Origin of the sequence: Prosthecobacter algae, assembly GCF_039542385.1 — a bacterium.
Lineage (GTDB): Bacteria > Verrucomicrobiota > Verrucomicrobiia > Verrucomicrobiales > Verrucomicrobiaceae > Prosthecobacter > Prosthecobacter algae.
Window position 1 is genome coordinate 15,658 of the sequence record NZ_BAABIA010000013.1, and the last position, 22,026, is coordinate 37,683.

The 22,026-nt window shown below is 60.3% G+C and carries 21 protein-coding genes and 1 tRNA gene; 16 read left to right on the forward strand and 6 right to left on the reverse strand.

Annotated features, from left to right (window positions below; genetic code table 11):
* Nucleotides 1-23: 23 nt before the first annotated feature.
* From ABEB25_RS22955 to ABEB25_RS22965, 3 genes are read right to left on the reverse strand one after another with little or no spacing between them, the layout of a single operon-like run.
* A complete protein-coding gene (locus ABEB25_RS22955; protein WP_345738797.1) occupies nucleotides 24-1,301 on the reverse strand; it encodes a thiolase family protein in 1,278 nt (425 codons plus the stop codon).
* Between the two features lie 48 nt (nucleotides 1,302-1,349).
* Entirely contained in the window at nucleotides 1,350-2,843 is a 1,494-nt protein-coding gene (locus ABEB25_RS22960) for a phenylacetate--CoA ligase family protein (RefSeq protein WP_345738798.1), read from the reverse strand.
* Nucleotides 2,797-3,840 carry a patatin-like phospholipase family protein gene (locus ABEB25_RS22965; protein WP_345738799.1) on the reverse strand — a complete coding sequence of 348 codons (1,044 nt, stop codon included), beginning with the start codon at nucleotides 3,838-3,840 and terminating at the stop codon, nucleotides 2,797-2,799. Before ABEB25_RS22965 ends, ABEB25_RS22960 begins: the two co-directional genes overlap by 47 nt.
* A 132-nt stretch (nucleotides 3,841-3,972) precedes the next feature.
* On the opposite strand from ABEB25_RS22965, the gene ABEB25_RS22970 reads away from it, so the two are divergent.
* A complete protein-coding gene (locus ABEB25_RS22970; RefSeq protein ID WP_345738800.1) occupies nucleotides 3,973-4,902 on the forward strand; it encodes a bifunctional riboflavin kinase/FAD synthetase in 930 nt (309 codons plus the stop codon).
* On the opposite strand, the gene ABEB25_RS22975 is transcribed toward ABEB25_RS22970, so the two are convergent.
* On the reverse strand, nucleotides 4,885-5,841 hold the full coding sequence (locus ABEB25_RS22975; protein ID WP_345738801.1) for an endonuclease/exonuclease/phosphatase family protein: 957 nt from the start codon (nucleotides 5,839-5,841) through the stop codon (nucleotides 4,885-4,887). The two genes, ABEB25_RS22970 and ABEB25_RS22975, sit on opposite strands and share 18 nt — an antisense overlap.
* 18 nt (nucleotides 5,842-5,859) lie before the next feature.
* The gene (locus ABEB25_RS22980; protein ID WP_345738802.1) at nucleotides 5,860-6,123 is read right to left on the reverse strand and encodes a Sec-independent protein translocase subunit TatA/TatB; all 264 of its coding nucleotides are present in this window, start codon (nucleotides 6,121-6,123) and stop codon (nucleotides 5,860-5,862) included.
* Nucleotides 6,124-6,316: 193 nt separating this feature from the next.
* On the opposite strand from ABEB25_RS22980, the gene ABEB25_RS22985 reads away from it, so the two are divergent.
* The 15 genes from ABEB25_RS22985 (at nucleotide 6,317) to ABEB25_RS23055 (ending at nucleotide 20,827) form a co-directional block, all read left to right on the forward strand.
* Nucleotides 6,317-7,258 (forward strand): ABC transporter ATP-binding protein, encoded by a 942-nt coding sequence (locus tag ABEB25_RS22985; protein WP_345738803.1) that lies wholly within the window; start codon nucleotides 6,317-6,319, stop codon nucleotides 7,256-7,258.
* A 19-nt stretch (nucleotides 7,259-7,277) separates the two neighbouring features.
* The gene (locus tag ABEB25_RS22990) at nucleotides 7,278-8,036 is read left to right on the forward strand and encodes an ABC transporter permease (RefSeq protein WP_345738804.1); all 759 of its coding nucleotides are present in this window, start codon (nucleotides 7,278-7,280) and stop codon (nucleotides 8,034-8,036) included.
* Nucleotides 8,037-8,074: 38 nt separating this feature from the next.
* Entirely contained in the window at nucleotides 8,075-9,565 is a 1,491-nt protein-coding gene (locus tag ABEB25_RS22995) for a DUF7088 domain-containing protein (RefSeq protein WP_345738805.1), read from the forward strand.
* Between the two features lie 10 nt (nucleotides 9,566-9,575).
* A complete protein-coding gene (locus ABEB25_RS23000; RefSeq protein WP_345738806.1) occupies nucleotides 9,576-11,423 on the forward strand; it encodes a DUF4340 domain-containing protein in 1,848 nt (615 codons plus the stop codon).
* A 108-nt stretch (nucleotides 11,424-11,531) separates the two neighbouring features.
* On the forward strand, nucleotides 11,532-12,611 hold the full coding sequence (locus tag ABEB25_RS23005; protein ID WP_345738807.1) for a pyridoxal-phosphate-dependent aminotransferase family protein: 1,080 nt from the start codon (nucleotides 11,532-11,534) through the stop codon (nucleotides 12,609-12,611).
* Nucleotides 12,612-12,695: 84 nt separating this feature from the next.
* Nucleotides 12,696-12,989: a zinc ribbon domain-containing protein gene (locus ABEB25_RS23010; protein ID WP_345738808.1), complete on the forward strand. Its 294-nt coding sequence runs from the start codon at nucleotides 12,696-12,698 to the stop codon at nucleotides 12,987-12,989.
* 97 nt (nucleotides 12,990-13,086) lie between these two features.
* Nucleotides 13,087-13,899: an LpxI family protein gene (locus tag ABEB25_RS23015; protein WP_345738809.1), complete on the forward strand. Its 813-nt coding sequence runs from the start codon at nucleotides 13,087-13,089 to the stop codon at nucleotides 13,897-13,899.
* 135 nt (nucleotides 13,900-14,034) lie between these two features.
* Nucleotides 14,035-15,663: a tetratricopeptide repeat protein gene (locus ABEB25_RS23020; protein WP_345738810.1), complete on the forward strand. Its 1,629-nt coding sequence runs from the start codon at nucleotides 14,035-14,037 to the stop codon at nucleotides 15,661-15,663.
* 88 nt (nucleotides 15,664-15,751) lie between these two features.
* Nucleotides 15,752-15,827 (forward strand) — tRNA-Ala (locus tag ABEB25_RS23025).
* A gap of 123 nt (nucleotides 15,828-15,950) precedes the next feature.
* Nucleotides 15,951-17,648: a DEAD/DEAH box helicase gene (locus ABEB25_RS23030; RefSeq protein WP_345738811.1), complete on the forward strand. Its 1,698-nt coding sequence runs from the start codon at nucleotides 15,951-15,953 to the stop codon at nucleotides 17,646-17,648.
* A gap of 80 nt (nucleotides 17,649-17,728) precedes the next feature.
* Nucleotides 17,729-18,484, forward strand: a complete 756-nt coding sequence (locus ABEB25_RS23035; RefSeq protein WP_345738812.1) for a CAAX prenyl protease-related protein — start codon at nucleotides 17,729-17,731, stop codon at nucleotides 18,482-18,484.
* A 56-nt stretch (nucleotides 18,485-18,540) separates the two neighbouring features.
* Nucleotides 18,541-19,803, forward strand: coding sequence for an MFS transporter (locus tag ABEB25_RS23040; protein WP_345738813.1), 1,263 nt, complete (start codon nucleotides 18,541-18,543; stop codon nucleotides 19,801-19,803).
* Between the two features lie 42 nt (nucleotides 19,804-19,845).
* A complete protein-coding gene (locus ABEB25_RS23045; RefSeq protein WP_345738814.1) occupies nucleotides 19,846-20,076 on the forward strand; it encodes an addiction module protein in 231 nt (76 codons plus the stop codon).
* Nucleotides 20,073-20,363, forward strand: a complete 291-nt coding sequence (locus ABEB25_RS23050) for a type II toxin-antitoxin system RelE/ParE family toxin (RefSeq protein WP_345738815.1) — start codon at nucleotides 20,073-20,075, stop codon at nucleotides 20,361-20,363. Before ABEB25_RS23045 ends, ABEB25_RS23050 begins: the two co-directional genes overlap by 4 nt.
* 29 nt (nucleotides 20,364-20,392) lie before the next feature.
* Nucleotides 20,393-20,827 (forward strand): MauE/DoxX family redox-associated membrane protein, encoded by a 435-nt coding sequence (locus ABEB25_RS23055; RefSeq protein ID WP_345738816.1) that lies wholly within the window; start codon nucleotides 20,393-20,395, stop codon nucleotides 20,825-20,827.
* On the opposite strand, the gene ABEB25_RS23060 is transcribed toward ABEB25_RS23055, so the two are convergent.
* Nucleotides 20,793-21,968 (reverse strand): serine hydrolase domain-containing protein, encoded by a 1,176-nt coding sequence (locus ABEB25_RS23060; RefSeq protein ID WP_345738817.1) that lies wholly within the window; start codon nucleotides 21,966-21,968, stop codon nucleotides 20,793-20,795. The genes ABEB25_RS23055 and ABEB25_RS23060 overlap by 35 nt on opposite strands.
* Between the last annotated feature and the right edge of the window lie 58 nt (nucleotides 21,969-22,026).

Genomic DNA, 22,026 nt, shown 5'->3' on the forward strand with positions numbered 1-22,026 from the left:
TGGTGGGTTTGAAGGTTCATGAGTTAAACTCGTTCCAGGATGGCTGCGCCGCCCTGGCCCCCGCCGATGCAGAGGCTGACGAGCGCGTGGCGACCCTTGCTTTCATGGAGCTGATCCAGCGCGGTGAGCACCAGACGTGCCCCGGTGGCACCCACGGGATGACCGAGGGCGATGGCACCGCCACGAGGGTTCAGCACCTCGTCGGGGATTTCTCCCAGCGGGGCTTCCAGCCCGGCACGGCGCGCACTGGCGGGGTCCTTGAGGCATTGCAGCACGGCCAGCACCTGGGCGGCGAAGGCTTCGTTGATTTCGACATGGTCCATGTCACTAAGCTTTTGGTTAGTCCGGTGCAAGACGGCATCCATGGCGCGGACAGGGCCCAGGCCCATGCGGCGAGGATCACAGCCGGTATAGGCATAGTCCACCAGGCGACCCAGAGGCTGCCAGCCGTGGCGTTTCACAGCTTCCTCGCTGGCCACCAAAAGGGCCACGGCCCCATCGGTGATCTGGCTGGAGTTGCCGGCTGTGACGGTGCCGTGATGGCGGTCAAACAAGGGTTTCAGACGGGCCAGTTTTTCCAGGCTGCTGTCATCGCGCACCCCATTGTCAGCGAGCACAGGCTCCACACCCCGCCCCATGATATAGAGGGGGGATGTTTCCGCCTGCAGACGGGTGGCTGCGGCGAGGGCGCGCTGATGGCTGCGCAGGGCAAAGGCATCCTGCATTTCCCGGTTGATCTTGTATTCGCGGGCGAGCAGCTCTGCCGTCTCGCCCATGTTCATCTCCACCACAGGGTCCGTGAGGGCCAGTTGCAGGCCGATGATGGGGGCGAAGTCCGCAGGGCGGAAGGCAGTCATGGCGCCGAGCTTTTGCCCCAGGCTGCGTGCCTTGCCAAGAAGGCCAAATTTGTCCGCCGCGCGGCGTGAGAAATAGAGCGGCGTGTTCGACATGCTTTCGGTGCCGCCGACGATGAAGACCTCCCCATGACCGCCGCACATTTTGGCATGGGCGGTGGTCAGGGCCTCAAGGCCGGAGGCGCAGTTGCGATGCACAGTCATCGCGGGCCGGGCCTCGGTTAAACCGGCACGCAGGGCGATGACGCGGGCGATGTTTTGCGCGTGGGCTGGCTGGCCCACACAGCCAAAGATGGTCTCATCTACCGCCTGGGGATCCAGACCGGTACGGGCCAGCAGGGCGGAGACGGCAGCCTTGCCAAGGTCCACCGCATCCAGCCCGGCAAGGCTGCTGCCAGCCCGGGTAAAGGGGGTGCGGATGGCGGAGATGATGTAGAGCGGTTTCATGAAAGGTGATGGGAGAAGGATTTCAAAAAGGGACGAGGCCGATAGGCCCTAGTGCGTGGTCAGGCTGGTCTGGGCAGGCTGCGGGTTCTTGCGCTTATCGAGGATCTTGACCTCCTTGAGCAACCTGCCCACACCGAGCCGTTCGCGGAGGTCGGGCAGGTCGTGGAAGCAAATGGAGTTAGGATGTATTTCCGTGACTTCGGCGAAGCGGCGGTGAATGCGATGCTTCAGGTCTTCGAGGTTCATGCCCGCCTCGGGGGCCACGTGCAGCACCAGTTCGTCCACGTCATGCGGGTCGTTGTTGTGCTTGGCCAGCTCGATCTGCCAAGCGGCGACACCCTTCTGGTCATCGAGCAGGTGCTCGAGGATGTTGAAGTTGACGAGGGTGCCTTTGAGCTTGTCGAGAGTCAGTTCGCGGATCTCGCTGACGCGGCTGATGGGGCCTAGCAGGCGTGGGCAGGTGCGGCCGCAGTGCGGGCAGCGTTCCCAGGTTAGGCCACCTTCGGCAATGTCACCGGTGCGGTAGCGTAGCACCACGGTGCCACGTGCATCCAGCGGGGTGAAGACGATTTCACCGGGGTACCCGGCAGGCACAGGTTTGCCCGTGCGTGGATCCACCAGTTCCATGTAGGCGAGGTCCGGGCTGAGGTGGAAACCGCTGGCGCCGTTTTCAGCCGGGCACTCAGGGAAGGCCATCTTGGCCTCGGTAAAGCCATAGGTGCTGATGACATGCACCTCATCCCCGCCTAGATCATGCACCAGATCCACCAGGCGCGCGCGCAGCCCTTCGGCCACCTTTTCGCCACCGAGGACGACACGCTTGATGTTAGGCCAGTGTTTGCCCTCCTCCACAGCCTGGCGCAGCAGGTGGTAGATGAAGGTGGGCATGCCGATGAGGACATCGGGCTGGATCTTGTCCATGAGGTTCATGTTGCCCTCCGTGCCCAGCGTCTTGCCGCCACCGGTGCTCACCATGAAGGTGCCAAAACTCTGGCCCGCATGGTGCGTCTGCCAGAAGGCCAAGTGAGGGGCGAAAGGGAAGGCATTGATGTGGCGGAAATCCCGCTGGGAGCGCCCGCACTCCATGAGGCGGCGGCCAGCCGTGTCCAGGTTGGCCAGGTCGTGTTTGGTAAAAAGGAAGGGCACGGGATCTGAGGAGCGGCCCGTGGTGCTGGTGAGCATGATGGGGCGGAACTCGTGCTCCAAGGCCTCCTTGGCGGCGGTGCGACCGTGCAGCAGGGCATTCATGATGACACCCCATTCGCGGCGCAGTTCGGCCTCGGCAGGCATTAGCACAAATTCGCGCTGCTGGTCGCGGGGCACGGTGAGGTCACCCTTGCTGGTGAAGGGGGCATTGGCCCAGTCATCGAATGAACGGATGTCATTCGGGTGGAGGTCATGTTCCTTGAACAGGCGCTGGTAATGCGCGCTGTAGGGCAGGACACGATGGGTCAGGTAGTCACGGAGACGACGCAACTGCCATTGCTGCCAGAGCTCAGGCGGCGCAGAGTCCCACGCAGGGGGTGTGGACAGGATTTTCATGGTTGTACTCTTGGTTAGGTGTTGATTTTCCGGTCAGCGCCAGCAGGCGCGGGAGGGCTTCCTCCGCCGCACGGCGACCCGCGCGGATGTAGCGGTCGAAATTTTCAAAGTCGAACCACGTGCTTTCGCAGAAGAAGGGATGGATCACGACATCGGCGTAGCGGCACTCCTTTTCAGCGAGGCCTAGCTGGGCGCACATGAGGGACCTGCGGAAAGTGTCCATCACGTTGCCGTAGGCCAGCAGGTTGATGGGCCTGAGCATGGCGTTCAGAAAGCGCAGCAGGGGGTTCTTTTTGGTGGTGGGTGGGACGAAGGCGGTGTCCTTGCAGTGCAGGATGTCCTGGGTGTTGGGCAGCACATTGACGGCGATGACGGCATCCAGCTTGAAGCGTTCCCGCAGTAAGGTCACGGGCAGGGGTTCCGCCGCACCGCCATCGGTGAATCGGCGGCCCTCGATGTGCACGGGGGCGCAGACACCGGGGATGGCGGCACTGGCGTGGACGGCGACACCCACCGGGCCGCTGTCGAAGACATGGGCAGCCATGGTATCCAGATCGGTGGCCACGACGAGGAGGGGTTTTTCCAGTTCGGCAAAGGTGCGGGCACCCAGGGAGCGCTCCAAATGGCCGCGAATTTTGTTCCCACGGATCAGGCCGGTGGTAGGGGGGAAGATGGGGTCCAATAGCCGAAGCAGGGTGCGGCGATCCTTGATCTCTCGGGCCAGGGATTCCAGGTCCAGGGTGTTAAAGCCAGCCGCGTGCAGGGCACCGACATAGGCCCCCATGCTGGTGCCAGCAATGGCGGCGATGGGGATGTGATTTTCCTCCAGCACCTGCAGCACACCCACATGGGCGAGACCACGGGCACCGCCGCCGGAGAGTGCGAGACCGATGCGGGGCTGGTCCTGCCGGGGCAGGGTGGTGGAGCCACCGGCCATGCCGGGATCTTCCGCATTTCGCATCCATCCGGGGGGAGATGGATTCAAGTTGGGGTTCATATAGGTTACCTCCTTCTTGCTATTTTTGACGGAGGCTGCTGCTGAACTGTTCAACCAGAGGGCGCAAATATAGGTCACTTTAAAAGGCATCCATTCTTTGCGAAAAGACGTACATTGCGCCACATCCCCACCATGCTAAAATTGCGTTCCATCCAAGAGCTTTCCCTGGTGCCCGGTCCTGTGGCCCTGGCCATCGGAGTGTTTGATGGGGTGCACCTCGGCCACCAGGAAGTCATCCGTGCGGCGCAGGAACATGCCGCCCAGCACCAAGGGCAGGCGATCGTGATGAGCTTTGACCCGCACCCCCTCAGCGTGCTGCGGCCCGAGGCCCAGCCGAAGCGGCTGTGCGGCGACCGCCAGCGTGCCCGGCTGCTGGCGGCCATGGGGGTGTCTGGCACGCTGATGTGCCCCTTTACCCGAGAGGTGGCAGAGACCTCGGCAGAGGATTTTGTGAACTCATTGGTTCAGGCTTGTCGGCCGCTGGGCTGCATCTCGGTGGGCTACACCTGGAGCTTTGGCAGGAACCGCAGCGGCAACATCCACTCCCTCATGGACCTGGGGCAGCGGCATGATTTTGCCGTCTATGGCGTGCCTCCCATCCGCCGTGACGGACAGGTGGTGAGCAGCACGCTGATCCGCGATGCTGTGGCCGTGGGCGATCTGGGCCGCGCCAGTGATATGTTGGGTAGAACATACTCTTTGTTAGGTGTGGTGATGGAGGGCAGGAAGCTGGCGCGCCAGCTTGGATTTCCCACCGCCAATGTGCAGCCGGAGGCCGAAGTGCTGCCGCCCTATGGCGTGTATGCGGTGGAGGCCTGTGTGGATGGCGAGTGGCTGCCGGGCATCGCCAATCTCGGCGTGCGCCCCACGGTGGAGCAGGAAGGCGTGCGGCCCTCGCTGGAGGTGAACCTTTTTGACTGGAGCGGTGACCTTTATGGCCAGGACCTGGAAGTGCGGCTGAAGGCCTTTGTGCGGCCCGAGCAGAAGTTTGCGGGTGTGGAGGCGTTGCGCCTTCAGATCGCCCAGGATGTGGAGCAGGCGCGCCTACTTCTTTCTGCCTGAGACCTTGCGCTGCGGATTCAGCGTCATCACGATGGGCCGGTGGTCGCTGGCTTTGTCAAAATCTGCCGCCGTGTGGATGTAGGTGCCTTTGGCCTCCACATAAGGACGCAGGTTGCGGCTAACAAAAAGGTAGTCAAGGCGGCCATACACATCCGCCGCGTCCCAGAAATGGGTCCACACCAAGCCATGCTTATCCTTTAGGTAGAGATCGATCATGTGACCGGGGCTGGAGCGCGAGCCGATGATCTCACTGATGGCGGGTTCATTGCGATGCTCGTTGAAGTCGCCGTAGCTCACGACTTTGGCCTGCGGCTGCGCTTCAAAGATGCGGTCCAGGTGGCGGCGCAGGAGGTGGGCCTCATTCCGCCGCATCAGGGATTCGTCGGCCTCCGGGATGGCGCGTTTGGACTTCAGGTGCACACCTAGGCAGCGGACTTCAAAACCGCCGCCCACATCCACGGTGGCATCCAGGATGCCCCGCTGCATGGGAAAGGTCTCGGCCCCCATCTGATAGCTGAGTTCCCGCTGGGAGTTCCGGGCCGTGATGGGAAAGCGGGAGAGCAAACCCAGGCTGCGGGAGGTATCGCCACCGGTGCAATGTTCCAGGTGTGGCAGATCCAGCCCTTCTTGGCTGAGCCGTGACTGGAGATCTTTGAGGTCTTCCAGGCTGCCGATTTCGCAGATGCCAAGAATGTCTGGCCGGATGTCCTTTAAAAAGGCCACCACTTTGGCCTTCTCCGATTCCGGTTTGGGTGAAAGCGGGCTGTCCTTTTCCCCAAAGGACCGCTGCATCAGCAGCCAGTTTTTGAGGTTGTAGGAACAAAAAACGACCGGTCCAGCCGTTTCCTGGGCCAGTGCCGGAAAGCAGGCGACCAGCAGGCAAAAGAAAACGGCGGGAACGAATCCCCGCCGTTTCATGGTGATTAAAGAGGCGTCCATCGGGCAGCCTCAGGCAAATCAGACGTCTTGGGTGGAAGACACTGGCTGGCGCTTCTCGACCGTCTGAGGGATGGTTGGGCGCTGCACTTCTTCCTGGGCGTTGGTGAGCTCGTGCTCGAATTCTTCGCGGGCTTTTTTGAACTCGCCCATGCTCTTGCCCAGGCTGCGGGCGAAAGTCGGGAGCTTTTTGGCTCCGAAAAGGACGAGAACGAGGATGGCGATGATGATCAGCTCAGGCGTGCCGAGGGGACCAAAGGCGGTGAAAAGGTGATGGGTGTTCATGGCTAAGGATAGTTACGTTTGAATCAGCGACGGTGCAAGCCGACCTTTTCTCCACGTGGGTGGCGGGTTGCACAACTAGGCGGACGATTTGGGGGAAAGTCCGTTCAGGTGTTGTCATCGCTCGTTATGTGGGCTTTATTTCAAATCCGCTCAAAAAATATTCCGTAATTCCCATTTCATTTCCCCCCACGCAATGATCTCCGTCCAAGACCTCACCAAGCATTATGCCGGACGCATGGCGGTGGATCACATCTCCTTTGAGGTGCAGCCGGGTGAGATTGTGGGTTTTCTGGGGCCCAACGGGGCTGGCAAATCCACCACGATGCGAGTGCTGACGGGTTTCATGCCGCCCTCCTCCGGCCAGGTGACAGTGAATGGTTACGATGTCTTCCGCCAGTCGCTGGAGGTGCGCCGTTCCATCGGGTACATGCCGGAAATGGCCCCCCTTTACACCGACATGAAGGTGAAGGAATACCTGCGTTTTCGCGGGGAACTCAAGGGCCTGCGTGGACGGGATATGCGCCGCCGCGTGGGCGAAGTGATGGATCTGTGCTCCGTGGCGGATGTGCGCCGCCGCTTGATCGGCAACCTCTCCAAAGGCTACCGCCAGCGTGTGGCCCTGGCGGATGCGCTTTTGCACGAGCCGCCTCTGCTGATCCTGGATGAACCGACCAGTGGCCTGGACCCCGTGCAGATCCGCCAGGTGCGGGAACTGCTGGCCAGCCTCCGCCCCAAGCATACCATCCTGCTTTCCACCCACATCCTGCAGGAGGTGGAGCAGATCTGCGACCGCGTGATCATGATCCATCATGGCCGCCTGCTGGCCAATGACACCCCGCTGAACCTCACCAAAAAGCTGCGCGCCCTGACGCAGGTGTTCGTGGAAGTGGAAGGGCAGGGGGATGTGGCCGCCGGACTGGAGTCCCTGACGGCGGTGCGCAAGGTCATCGAAGATTCCAAAGATGGCACGTGGACGCGCTACACCCTGCGGGTGGAGCCTGGGCACGATGTGCGCGAGGCGGTGATGAACCTGGCTGCGGCCAAAAACTGGAAGCTGCGGGAACTGCACCGCCAGTTGCCCAGCCTGGAGGATGTCTTTGTGGAACTGGCAGCCTCTGAACCTGTGAAATCCTGACCCCCGCCTGACCGACACGATGAGAATTTTCTGGGTGCTGCTGAAAAAAGAACTGCGCGCGTTTTTCGTGTCGCCGATGGCCTACATCGTCCTGGCCTTGATCATGGTGCTAAACGGCTTTTGCCTGCGCGCCGCACTTTCCCTGCTGGAAAGTGCCCCCAGCGAAGGTTCCATCGTCACCTGGACCTTTGATGCCATCTGGTTTTGGCTGTCCTACTTCTTTGTCTTCCCGCTGCTGACCATGAGGCTTTTCTCTGAGGAGAAAAAGATGGGCACCTTTGAAACGCTCTTCACCGCCCCGGTCCGGGCCTGGCAGGTGGTGTGGGCCAAATATCTCGCCGCAGTCGTCATTTACTGCGTGCTGTGGGTGCCGAGCTACCTGAACTTTGAGCTGCTGGACTGGATCACCGTGGGTCAGATCGAGATGCCACCTGGCGCGATTAAAGGCAGCTACCTCATCCTTTTTGCCATGGGCCTGTTCAATCTGGCCATGGGCTGCCTGGCCTCCGCCCTGACCTCAAACCAGATCATCGCGGCGGTCATGTCCTTCACGGCCAGCCTTTTGCATTTCCTGGTGGGCCTGTTCATCAGCGTCATCGGGCGCCAGGTGAATGAGACCTTTGTGGACATCACCAACTATTTCGCCAGCCGGGAGCACATCCGCACCTTCACCAGCGGTCTCATTGATACCCGGCCCCTGGTTTATTACTCCAGCCTGGCCCTCCTTTTCCTCGCCCTCACACATCAGGTGGTGGAATTCCGCCGCTGGAGGTCCTGAGCCGCGTCGCAGACGATCCCCTTTGCCCTTTTGCCGCAATGCCTGACACCCCGCCAGACTCCAGCCCCCCGCCCAAGCCCTCTCTGCCCAAGAGATGGGGCATCGGCCTGAACGTGGTCCTGCAGGTGATTCTGGTGCTGGCCATCTTCTTTGGCGTGAATCGCCTCAGCTACCGCTACCATGCCCGCTGGGATCTCAGTCCGCAGCAGAGCTTTACCCTGAGTTCGGCCACGCTGAACTATGTGAGCAAGCTGCCCAAGGACGTTTTCATTGCCAATGTCTTTGCCCGCGATTCAAAGATCTTCCCCGATGTGCAGGCCCTTCTGGAAGAGTACCGCATCAATGGCCGTGGTCGTGTCAAACTGCGCTCCATCGACCCCCTGCGGGACATCGAACGCGCCGAGGAACTGAAGGCTGAGACAGGCTTGGCGCTGGACCAAAACGGCATCGTCATCCGGGTGGGCAGCCGCACCCGCTTCATCCGTGAAGAGGAATTGGTGATCCGCGAGACCGGCAACCAAGCGGTGCGGGCCATCAAGGAATTCCGTGGCGAAGACGCCGTCACCTCGGCCATGATCAACCTGATCGAAGGCGGCGAACGCAAATTTTATCTCGTCCTGGGCAAAGGTGCCCGCACGGAGACGGCACTGACGGATGTGATGGCTGCCCTAGGCGGGCTGGGCCGTCAGCAGAATTTCCAGCTTCTGCCGCTGAACTTGGCAGACATCAGCCGCGTCCCGGAGGATGCCGACGGGCTGCTTCTCATCGGTCTGCGCTACGATCTTTCCGAGCGTGAGGTGGAGATGCTGAAAGCCTACTGGGAGAGCAAGCGGGCCGGACTTTTGGTGATGCTGGATCCGGCCGGTGAAACCCCTCGCCTGCATGCTTTCCTCGGCATCAATGGAGTTACGCCGCGCGAGGACCGCGTCCTCTATGCGGAGAGCACCGGTACGGGTACCCGCAAAGAATTTTCCGTGCAGGCCATTTTTGACAACGAGTCCTCCATCACCCAGCCGCTGGCCGCCTCCACCGTCACCATGCCGGGCCAGTCGCAGTCTCTGGACGTGCGTTTTGATGATGAGTATCTGCTGAATCAAAACATCACCGTTCGTGCCCTCATCGGGGCTTCAGACCGCTACTGGGGGGAGAAAAACTACCTCGAGGAGCTCCCTCTCGTGGATGAGGAAGATACCAAGGCCCCCATTTTCCTGGCGGCCTCGGTGGAGCGAGGCAGCGTGGCCGATGAACGTCTGCGAATGGATACCTGCCGCATGGTCGTGGTCGGTAATGCATCCATGCTGGACAAAAAGACCGCCCTGGGGGTCAACCGTGATTTTGTGGCCGGCTGCCTGAATTGGATCCTGAACCGGGAGAAACTTAGCGGTGCCCCGCCGAAGCAAAAGCACAGCTACCGCATCCAGCTCAATCCTCGGCAGAATGAGCTGATTTTCTGGATCACCACCATCGCCATGCCGGGCCTTGTTCTCGGTCTGGGCATGATGGTCTGGGCCTCCCGCCGCGCCGCCTGACACCACCACCATGCACCCGCGTACCACGGCTTTTTTGCTGCTTCTTGTTGTCGCCCTTGGCGCTGTCATCCTCGGGGTCGAACGTTACCTGCCCTCCACCCGTGAGCTTCGGGAAATGAAGAAGGGCCCGGTGAAGTTCAACAAGAGCGAGGTGACCCAGTTTGAGATTGATTCCAGCGGCGGCGATGGCGTCTCCCTGGCTCGTGACAAAGGCATCTGGTGGGTGCGCCGACCCTTCAATGACCATGCCGATCCTGATAAGGTGACCAAGCTGCTAGATGAACTTCTGTCCATTGGCTGGATTGAGCGCGTGCATCGTGCGGAATTTGACGAGGCAGGCTGGGCCAAGACGGCCCTGGATCAGCCCCGGCAAAAGCTACGGCTGATGGTGGGCAGCGATACCGTGCTGGAAGTCTGGCTGGGCTCCGCCGCCGCGATTGAGGGCAGCCATTATTTGGCCGTGCAAAAGTCAAACGACAGCGAGGAGACCGCCTATTACGTGGCCAAGACCACCCTCCCGGACCTGCTCAAACCCACGCCGAAGGACTGGCGGGACAGCAAGCTGGTGCGCTTGGCGGCAGAGCAGGTGACTGGGATCAAGCTCGTCCAGGAAGGCGGGCAGATTGAGCTGGTCCGCGTGCCTGGAAAGGCAGGCTGGATTTTGGCCAAGCCGCTGAGCACCCGTGGCAGCAAGGAGAAGATCGGCGAACTGCTTTCCACCCTCCTCAATCTAGAGATCAAAGATGCGGTGGAAGTCACCACGGGGGCGGCCACCGCCATCGAGGGCGGCACCGCCACGGCGGCCATCAATGGCCAGCCGCTGAAGATCACCCTCACGGCCCAGCAGGATGAAACCACCATCCAGACAGAGATCACCATCACCAAGCCCCAGCCGGATTCGCTGGAGACAAAGGCCACTGTCAGCCACCGCCGCCCGATCTTTACCGTGCTTTCCAAATCGCTGGCGGATCTGTGGTCCCAGCCCAATGACCTGCGCGATCGCATGCTGGCCCGCATCGAGACGGAGGCCGTCGCTGCGGTCCGTATTGATTCGCAGGTGTTTGCCCCGGTGTTGCTGGAAAAGAAACAGGAGTCCTGGTTCCTGCGCCGCCACAACAAGCTGGAGCCTGCCAATGGCGACCGTGTGGCGCGTCTGTTTGAGGCTCTGAACTCCCACCCCATCCGCAGTTATGCCTCAGACTCCGCCGCCAATCTCGCCGGTTACGGCCTGGACAAGCCCTTTTTGACCCTCACGTTCAGTTCGGCCGATGGCCGGGCGATGAAGCTCTTTTTTGGGGCCAATGCAGAGCGCACGGAGTTTTTTGCCAAGTATGAGGCCGAGCCCAGTGTTTACCAGATTGATGCCTCGCTGCTGCCCAGCATTCCGCAGGATGGCATCAAGTGGAAGGGGCTGGGGGCCATACGCTTCACCCAGTTTGCCCTGCGGAAAATCAGCCTCGCCATGGGCACCCAGCCGCCTGTGGAGCTTTCTTATGACCCCACCACCGCGCAGTGGACCGGCGCACGCGCGGGCCGGGACATCACGGCCATGATTGATCGCGTGAAGGCCGACCGGCTGGCCGGATCGCTGGCGAAATTCAATGTTCAGGACTGGTCTGCCGATGCCACCAATGCCATCCAGGCGCTGAAGACACCGGCGCTGCGGGTGGTGGTGACGCTGGGCGAGCCCGGGACGAACACCGGGCCAACCCGGGACATCGAGATGAACTTTTCACCCACACAGCCCGACATGGATACCGCCCTGTATTTTGGCCAGGTGGACAAAGGGCCAGACGTTTTCTACGTCACCCGTTCGTCGCTGCTGGAACTGCTGGCTCCCGTGTTCAAGTCCGAATAGCGGAAAAAACCTGTCCCCACTTGGTTTGCATCCGCAGTTGCGCACACGCACGTTGGTTCTACGTTCTGCGCCCTTTTTTATCGGCCTGCCGCAGGCCAAACCAACCCCATGAGCACCCACGTCAAACTCTACATCCCTGGTCCCGTCGAAGTCAGCCCCGCTACCTTCGCGGCCATGTCCCAGCCCATGATGGGCCACCGTGGCAAAGGCTTCCAGGATCTGTATGCGGAGATCCAGCCGATGCTGCAGACTCTCTTTGGCACCCAACAGCAGGTCTTTCTCAGCACCTCCTCCGCCTGGGGCGTGATGGAAGGCTCCATCCGCAACCTGGTGAAAAAGAAAGTCCTCAACTGCTGCAACGGCGCGTTTTCTGACAAGTGGCTGGATGTCTCCAAGCGCTGTGGCAAGCAGGCAGAAGCCTACCAGGTGGAATGGGGCCAGCCCATCCTGGCCGAAGAGATCGACAAGCGTCTCGCCACCGGTGAGTTCGATGCCGTCACCTTCATCCACAATGAGACCTCCACAGGTGTGCTCAGCCCCCTGACAGAGATCGCCGCCCTGAAGAAAAAATATCCGGATGTCATGTTCATCACGGACTCCGTTTCCGGCTTCACCACCCTGCCGGTGAACTTCGACGAACTGGGCATTGATGTCCTGCTGACCGGCAGCCAGAAAGCCTTCGCTCTGCCTCCAGGGCTGGCTCTCTTCACCGCATCCGAAGCGGCCATGGCCCGCGCTGCCACGGTGGAAGACCGCGGCTACTACTTCGACTTCATCGAGTTCAAGGCCAATGGCGAGAAGAGCATGACGCCGAGCACTCCGTGCATCAGCCTCATCTATGGCCTGCGCCATCAGCTCAAGGCCATGTTTGCCGAAGGCCTGGAAAACCGTTACGCCCGCCACGCCCGCCTCAACGGCATGGTGCATGACTGGGTGCGCCGAAACGGCTTCGAATTCTTCGCGCCAGAAGGCTACCGTTCCAAGTCGCTGACCTGCGTGGCCAACAACAAGGAGATTGATGTCGCCGCCTTCATCGGCCTGCTGAAGAAGAATCACAGCCTCATCATTGATGGCGGCTACGGGAAGCTGAAGGGCAAGACCTTCCGCATCTCCAACATGGGTGATGAGACCGATGAAAGCATTGGTGCCGTTATCGCCGCTCTCGATGACAGCCTTGCCAAGCTGTAATCTGCGTTAAACTCTTTCGTGGCCGGCGGTTTTCTGAAATAAAGATCAGATCATCGCTGGCCATTTTTGCACCGACTTGCCGCCATGTCTTTCAAGCCTCCTGGTCAATGTACCGCCTGCGGTGAATGGGTGCCCCGTGGAGCCGTGGCCTGCGATGATTGCGGGGCCTGTGCCAAATCGGGGTGGAAGGAGAACCGGGAAGTCTATGACGGGCTCGACCTGCCGGATGACGACGACTTCGACTACGATGAATTTGTCAGCCGGGAATTCGGTGCCGCCAAACCGAGGCGCGGCATGAACCGCGAACTTTTCTGGCGCTGGGTGGCCGCGATTGTCTTGGCCGTGATGGTGCTGGGCTATCTGGTGGCGGCGTTTTGAAACTTGCTCACAATGGGTGGAGAATCTGACTGCCCATGCCACGAATCCCCTGGGTTGTGCTCTGGTGAAGATGATTGTAAAAGAGGGCCAGCTTCGCATGTCCCCCGATCTCTCCTCCATCGCCCTCATTGCCGGGAACGGCATTTACCCAGAGACATTTGTCAAAGCCGCACGCCGGGCCGGGGTGCAGCGCCTGGTGGTGGCGGCTTTTGTGAATGAGACGAAGCCGGAACTCGCAGAGATGGTGGATGCCATCGAGTGGTTCCGTGTGGGGCAGCTCAGTAAAATGATATCATTCTTTGTTAGGCAAGGGGTGAAGCAGACGGTCATGGTGGGGCAGATCGCCCCAAAGAACCTCTTTGACCTACGGCCAGACCTGCGGCTGCTGATGATGCTGGCGCGGCTGAAGCAGCGGAATGCGGAGACACTTTTTGGTGCCATCAGCGATGAGATGACCAAGGATGGTATTCACCTGCTGCCTGCCACCACCTTCCTGGAAGATCTCATGCCTGCCCGTGGCCATGTGGCAGGGCCAGCCATCAAGAAACGCCGCTGGGAAGATGCGGACTATGGATTCACGATTGCCAAGGAGAGCAGCCGGCTGGACATCGGCCAGACCGTGGTGGTGAAAAACGGCACCGTGCTGGCGGTGGAGGCCTTTGAGGGGACGAACGAGGCCGTGAAGCGTGGCGGGGCCATGGGCAAAGGCGGAGCCACGATGGTGAAAGTCTCCAAACCCAATCAGGACATGCGCTTTGATGTACCAGTTATCGGCCCGGACACCATTCGAACAGCGGCGGAGGCCGGGGTGGACTTGATTGCCGTGGAAGCAGGGAAAACCTTGTTGTTAGGCCTGGAAGAACTTCGCCAGGAATGCCAACAAAGGAAGGTGAGCGTGATCGCTTTGTAGGACTCCCAGAGGGTTTCCTGAGCGGAATTTTCTAAAAAGAGCGGTAAAGTCTTGATTTATCAGGGTAAAACCGGAAAAAATGAGCGCTTCCCGCTGTGGCGGGTCAAAAACCGAGTTCTTCTTAACCAACCCCATATGTTACTCACAGCCCTCAAAGTAAAACTGGCCGCCATGGTCGCCGTCGCCGGTCTCAACACCGACGAAATGGACAAGCCTAGCGACGCCTTCCAGGCCGTCCTCAAACAGCTTGAAGCCGACCAGAAAGCCGCCTCTGAAAAGCCCGGTTCAGGACCCGACGTCAACGCCTCTTTCAACACTGCTCTGGCCAAGGTCAATGAACTGGCCAAAGCCGGTGACAAAGACGCACTGTATGCGCTCGCCCATTGGGGCGTGCTGAGCAACAGCAACGTCAACGAGATCGTCGAGCTGTACCGCAAGGCAGCCGCCCTCGGTCAGGTGCTCGCCAAGGCCGAACTGGCCCAGGTGCTCCTCCAGGCCGCCCAGCAGGATCCTGAACGTCTGGCCGAAGCCGTGAAGCTCATCCAGGAAGCTGAAGCCGCCAACAACAAGGTGGCCCGCCGCCTTCTGGCCAATCTCCACCTCTCCGGCATTGGCGGTGTGGAAAAGAGCGTGGCCAAGGCCAAGGCCCTGCTGGAAAAAGGCAGCGCTGAAGGCGATGGCGAAGCCACTCTGGGCCTCAGCCAGCTCTATGCAGCCGGCGTGGACGGTCTGCCGAAGGATGAAGCCAAGTCCCTGGAATACCTCATTAAAGCCACCGAGCAGAAAAATGCCGTGGCCATGAGCACCTACGCAGCCCGCCTTTTTGATGGCGATCCTGTCGTCGAAGGCAGCAAGCAGTTGGTAAAGAAAGACCCTGAAGCCGCCCTCAAAATGTTTGAGGACGCCGCCGCGACTGGTTTCGCCGCTGCTAACCGCCTCCTGGGCGCAATCTATGAAAGCGGTCTGGGTGGCAAGACCCGCGACCTGAAAAAGGCCGTGGAATACTTCACCAAGGCTGCCAACGCCAACGATGCCCAGGCCCTCTTCCGCCTCGGCAACTACTTCGAAGCCGGCCTCAATGAAGGTGAAGGCGAGAAGGCTGTCTCCGTGGTGCAGCAGAATGCCAAGAGCGCTCTGGACCTTTACCGTCTGGCTGCCCAGAACGGCCTTTCCGAAGCCTTCTTCAACGTGGGTGTGTATTATGAAACCGGCACTGTGGTGGACAAGGATCCTGAAAAGGCTTTCACCTTCCAGCTTCGCGCTGCGAATTCCGGCCTGCCCCAGGCCCAGCACCGCGTGGCCACCTATTACCAGAATGGCACCGGCGTTGAGCAGGATCTCGTCGCCGCCATGGGCTGGTATCAGCGTGCCGCTGGTTCCAACTTTGCACTGAGCCAGATCGCTCTGGGACAGATGTATGAAATCGGTGCGGGCACCCGTGCAGATCCAGCCGCTGCCGCACAGATGTACACCAATGCTGCCGAGCAGGGCGCACCGATGGCGATGCTTCGCCTCGCTAGCCTCAACGAGCGTGGTCTGGGCACTGCCAAGAACGAGCCTAACCTCGCTCAGGCACTGGCCTACGCCAAGCTGGCCATGGACGCATCCAACAAGGCTGAACTGGCCGTCAAATACCATGACGAACTGAAGGCCAAGATGACCGCAGCTCAGATCTCTGAAGCGACTAAGCTGTATGAGAGCAAGAAAAAGGCGGCCGCAGCTCCAGCCACGCCAGCTAAGCCCGCTGGTTCCGGCAAAAAGTAATTGAAAAAAAGAGCAAAATCAACTTGCCAACATTAGCGCAAACGCTAAGCTCCGGCTCCCCAAACCAGGGGAGCCGGTTTTCTTTTCCGGGGCATTAGCTCAGTTGGTAGAGCGCCTGCATGGCATGCAGGAGGTCAGCGGTTCGAACCCGCTATGCTCCACCAAAAGGTGGTACATTAATAAACCGCCTTTTACTCCACGGCCAGTGCACTGCATCACCCCTCTTTATTTGCATTGTGCAGCTTCATGGCCGATAGAGCCATCCTGACTCCCCAACTAAAAAAATTGTGAGCGAAACGAGACATTCCGAGCCCAAGAAAAAAGCGTCCCTGCTGAGCCGCCTGAAGACAGGCATCAAAAAAGCCATTGGGCTGGGCGATAAAAAGAAGACACCGCAGGCTCCTGAAAAGGCCGAGCCTCACCGCATCGCCAAGATGTTTCCCCATGAGCCATCGGCTCCTGAGGGCAAGACGGGTGAACGCCGCCGCGAACGCGATGGCCCTCGTCGTGAAAGGGGCCCACGCCCTGAGCGCAGTGGTGAAGAGCGCGGCCCGCGCCCGCCACGTGCCGAGCGTCCTGAAGGCCAGGGAGACCGTCCGCCACGTGAAGGCGATCGCCCTCCCCGCCGTGAACGCCCCGAAAGAGGTGACCGTCCAGAACGCGGCGGCGAACGCCCTCGCCGTGGTGAACGCCCCGCCCGTGAACGCGATGCTGGCGACTCCAAGCCCCGCGAAAACTTTGCTGCGCTGCCACCACCGCCTGCACCCCCTGTGCCGGAAGGTCCTTTCCCAGAAGCTTTCCAGGTCCTTGGCCTCAGTGATGCCGTCCTCGCGGCCATTCGTGAGACGGGTTATGAAAAGCCCACCCAGATCCAGGAACGTGCGATTCCTGTCGTGCTTGAAGGCAAGGATGTCGTCGGTGCTTCCCAGACCGGGACTGGCAAGACGGCTGCTTTTGCCCTGCCTACCCTGACCCGCCTCGGTGCTCCTGGCGGCTTCCGCTGCCTAGTGCTGGAACCGACCCGCGAACTGGCCGCCCAGGTGGTCGAGCAGTTTGAAAAATACGGCAAACATACCGGCTTGCGTGTGCTTTTGGTCCACGGCGGTGTTGGTTATGAAAAACAGCGCAGAGGCCTGCAGGAAGGCGTGGATGTGGTGGTGGCCACTCCAGGTCGTTTGCTCGATTTCATGCAGGATGGCACGGCCAATCTGAACAACCTGGAAGTGCTGATCCTCGATGAAGTGGACCGCATGCTGGACATGGGCTTCCTGCCCGATGTGCGCCGCATCGTGGAGCGCACACCCAAGTCGCGTCAGACCCTGTTCTTCTCGGCCACCATGCCGCCCCAGATCCAGACGTTGGCGGAGTTTGCCCTGAAGGATCCGGTGAGCATTGAGATCGGTATCCGTTTCTCCCCTGCGGAGACGGTGAGCCATTACATGTATCCTGTGGCGAGCGATCAGCGCCAGGAACTGCTGCTGGCGATTCTGAAGCAGACTCACATTGACAGTCTCATGATCTTCACCCGCACGAAGGCGCAGGCAGATCAGATCTATGCGGCAGTGAAGGAACAGGGCACTTACAAAGTGGCTGTGATGCACTCCGACATTCGTCAGAGCGAACGCGAACGCGCTCTCAAAGGCTTCCGTGATGGTGAGTTTGAAGTCATCGTGGCAACGGACCTCGCGGCCCGTGGTCTGGATGTCAGCGGCGTCACCCACGTCATCAACTACATGGTGCCGGAGAACTCCGAAGACTACGTGCACCGCATCGGTCGTACCGGCCGTGCCCAGAAAGAAGGCGATGCCTACACCATGTTTAGCGCTGAGGAACTGCCCTACGTGGCCAGCATCGAACGCCTCATCAGCCAGAAGATCGAGCGCAAGAAGCTGGAAGGCTTCAGCTACAAATACACGACCGTGCTGGATGAAGAGGACAAGGCTCGCGCCATCCTTCATGGCCGTGGCAAGAAGAAGCGGAGGTAGTCTGCTTTCTTCCCAGGCGCGCCTCTTCCGGTGAAGACCGCGCTTGCATCATCGGTGGCTGGTGCGAATGCCTCCCGCCGATGTTCGCCCATCTGACACGACTTCGAGAATCCGCCACGGTGGCCCATGTGCTGCCGCTGGCGGTTTTTATGTTGTTAAACAGTGTCCCCGGCTGGTTCCGCATCGAGAACCCCGAGCTGCCCTGGTATCGGCAGGCACCTGAGCACTGGCTTTACCCCGTGCAGACGTTTTTGACGGGGGGCCTGCTCCTCTTTTTTGCGCGTCACTATCGGCTGGCACCGTGGCGTGGTTTGGGACTGGCTGCGGTGCTTGGCATCATGGGCATTGTCTTGTGGGTGGCTCCGGCCTGGCTGCATGAGCGGTTGGTAGCTTCAGGCACCCCTTTACCCAGTTGGGCAGAGTGGCTAGGCGTGGTGGAGCGGAAAGAGGGCTTTAATCCCGAAGTGCTCAGTGCCTGGCCAGCGTGGCAAGGGGCCTCCATCGGCATGCGCTTTGTCCGCATGGTCGTGGTGGTGCCGTTGATCGAAGAGATCTTCTGGCGGAGCTTCCTTATGCGCTACGTCGGGGCAGGGGAGCGTGACTGGCAGCAGGTGCCGTTTGGGCTGCACTCCTGGCGGGTCTTTGGTGTGGTGACAGTGCTGGTGATGCTGGCGCACAATCCGGTGGATTACCTGGGCGCGTTTGTCTGGGGTTCGCTGATGTATTTCGTGGCTGTGCGGACGAAAAGCCTGGGGGCCTGTGTTTTCATGCACGCGGTGGGAAATTTGGCCCTGGGGCTTTACGTATGCCAGACCCGCCAGTGGGGTTTTTGGTAATTCTGCCATAAGACTTGCCACCGGGGGCTAAATGTTAAAAGCTCGCGCCCCAATTCATGAGTCAGCCTGCCGCGCCCCAAGAAATCACCCGCCTGCGGGACCTGTCCTCGCACCAAAAAAAGTCAGGTCTCGCCGCCTGGCTCGGCTGGCTGTTCGATGGCCTGGACATGCACATCTACACGCTAGTGGCCACGCCTTTTGTCGCGGCCCTGCTGATGAAGGATGGCATTGCGGCCCCCTCGGGTGAAGTGGATACGAAGGCTTCCATCATCCAGGCTGCCTTCCTCGTGGGTTGGGCGCTGGGCGGCGGGGTTTTCGGCTGGATCGGTGATCGCCTGGGCCGCAGCCGCACGCTGGTGCTGACCATTCTTTTCTATGCGGGCTTTACCGGCCTCTCCTACTTCTGCACCGAGTGGTGGCACCTGCTGATCTGCCGTTTCCTGTCCGCCCTGGGCATCGGCGGTGAGTGGGCCGTGGGGGCCTCCCTGCTGTCTGAAACTTGGCCGAAGAAATGGCGGCCCTGGATTGCGGCCACGCTGCAAACGGCCGTCAATATGGGGGTGCTGCTGGCCTGTCTGGCCGGATGGCTGCTGAAGGATGATGAAAGCCATCGCACCATCTTCCTGGTCGGCATTTTGCCAGCCTTGCTGACTCTGTGGATCCGCAAGGCTGTGCCTGAAACGGAGGAGTGGGAGGAAGCCCGCAAGGGGACCAAACCGCCGCGCATTGGAGAGCTCTTTGGCAAAAAGGTGGCCGGGACGACGTGGCGCGTGATGATCATTTGTGCGGTGTCCCTCACGGCGCACTGGGCCTTCATGTTCTGGCAGCAGAGCCTCATCCGCGCCCTGCCCGAGGTCAAAAATCTCACGGGGCCGGAGCAAACGAACGCGGTGGTGGTGGCGCTGATGTACATCATGGTGGGCTCCATCATCGGCAACTATGTGGCCGGAGCAGCGGCGAAGATCATGGGTTATCGCCGGGCCATCACGCTGATGCTGCTGGCCTATGGGATCTGTATGTTGACGGCCTTTTCGCAGACATGGACGCACCAGCAGATGCTCTGGTGGTATGCCGTCATTGGTTTGTGCCAGGGCGTCTTCGGCCTCTTCACCATGTGCCTGCCGCCGCTCTTCCCCACGCTGTTGCGCACCACCGGGGCGGGTTTCTGTTACAACATTGGCCGCATCGTCGCCGCCGCAGGCACCGTGATGTTCAAGCTCTACGTCCCGGTGGGCGACTATCGTCTTGCGCTTTACTATGCCGGCCTGCTCTTCATTCCCGCTGCCGCCATCGCGCTGCTGCTGCCGGAGGAGGAGTGAGGTGGAGATTGATTTTTGGGATTGAGTGACTAGGTTCTCCCTATGCCTGTGACTTTGGACACTCTCTACGCCTCCGCACGCGGGCTGCCTGTCATGGATCAGGGGCAACTGGTCTCGTTGCTGTTGGCCGATCTCTCCACGGGCTTGGTCGAAACTCAAGACGCCGAACTGGAAGCGATAGCGGATGAGCGTGAGGCCGAAATGGACACGGATCCGACTGCCACACTTTCCCATGAGGGCATGATGCATTTCATCAACAGTCGCCGTCGGTGAAGGTTGTTTATCACAGGCTTGTGCAGGCCGATCTTGATCAGGCCTGGCACTACTATGAGGAGGCCTCCTCTGGCTTGGGTGATCAGTTTTTCAAAGAGTTTTTGGAGATGATTGCGGCCATTCAGCGGCACCCTCAGCGCTGGGGTTTTGCCAGCCGAGGGCGTCGTCTGGCCCAGTTCAAACGCTTCCCATACAAAATGCTGTACCGCGTGGAGGCTGAGCGGATTAAAGTGCTCGTCGTAAAGCATCAAAAGCGTCGTCCTTCGTATGGAGATGGACGTCACTGATTTTCCGCTGACTTCTCTTCTGCCACCTCATGTTCAAACTCCTCCTTCATCTTCTCTTCGGCAGCGTCTTCGTCTATGCCGGAGCTGTGAAGGCTTGGGATCCGGGGTTGTTTTTGATGGATGTGCGCAGCTTTGATCTGCTGCCAGATCCGTATGCGGCTTGGTTGGCCATGTTTCTGCCCTGGCTGGAGATCTTCTCCGGCTTGGCGGTGATCACGGGTGTCTTGCGCAAGGGAGGTCTGTTGGTCTTGAATGCCAGCCTGCTGGCCTTTCTGGTGGCCATTGGCATCTCCTGGTATCGGGGCATCGACATCCAGTGCGGCTGCTTCGGCAGCAGCGAGGCCAGCAGCAACTATGTGGAACTCATCGTTCGCGATGTGGTCCTGCTGGCCCTGGGGCTTTATCTGCAAATGAAAGGTGGCCAGAAGATCACTTCGCCGCCTTCTTCTTCGCCGGTGGTTTGACCTCCACGCCGGCGGCTTCCATGACGATTTTTTGGAAGGCATCGCGGGGTTTGCCACTATCGGGAACGAGGACGTTTTGCACTAGGAAGACAGTGACGATCTGGCGCTCCGCATCCACCCAGCCATTGGTGGCGAAGGCACCGCCGTGGCCAAAGCTGCCCACGGGCATGGCCCCGCACACGCGTTGGTCCTGGCGGTTCACCTGCCAGCCAAAGGCATAGGGCAGTGGCCGACCACCGGCAGAGGTCGGCGTGGTCATTTCTTGAATGGATTTGGCGGACAGCAGGCGCACGCCTTCCAGTTCACCTCCGGCGGCGATCAGGGCATAAAAGCGGCCCATATCCGCAGCGGTGGAAAACAGGCCTCCGCCCGGCTCCGGCGTGCGATGGACCTCGGCATCGCTGGTGACAAAGGGATTGTAGGCGCGCTGCAACTCATGCGTGTCCTCATTCATCGTGTAGGTACCGGGAATGCGGGCGCGCAGAGTGTCATCCGGATAAAAGTCGGTGTCCTTCATGCCCAGGGGCTCAAAGATGCGCGTGCGCAGAAAGTCGGCGTAGCCCATGCCTGATGCGATCTCGACGATGCGACCAGTCACCGTGGGGCCAAAGCCGTACTCGTAGTCACTGCCGGGCTGAAAGGCCAGGGGTGCTTTGAGCAGCTCGTTCACATAAGCCTTCAGGGACGAGGCACCGTCCGTCGCCTTGCGCGGTGGGAAGGCGATGCCTGCCGTATGGCTCAGCAGGTGCCGCAGGGTGATGGCTTTCTCCGGGGTCGTGCCATCGGCCAGCTTGGCTTCACCCAGGGCAGGCAGCCATTTGGAGGCTGGTTCATCCAGCGACAGCTTGCCCTCTTCCACCAGGATCATGACGGCAGTCGCGTTGATGGACTTGGTCATGGAGGCGATCCAGAACAACGCATCTTTGCCCATGGCCTTGCCCTGGGAGATATTGGCCAGCCCAACAGCTTCGTGATGCACCACCTTCCCCTTTTCCATCACCAGCGTGACGATGCCTGCGGCTTGTTTGGCCTTCACTGCTTGTTCCATGGCAGGCTTGATGGCGTCAAGCTTGGGGGTGTCGAGAGCTGGGAGGAGGCTGGGGAAGAGGGCGATGGAGACTAGAAGGAGGGAGCGGAGCATGGGGTAAGAACGTGGAGGAAGAACAGGCTGTTACAGGGATGCCCATTCAGGGTGAAAC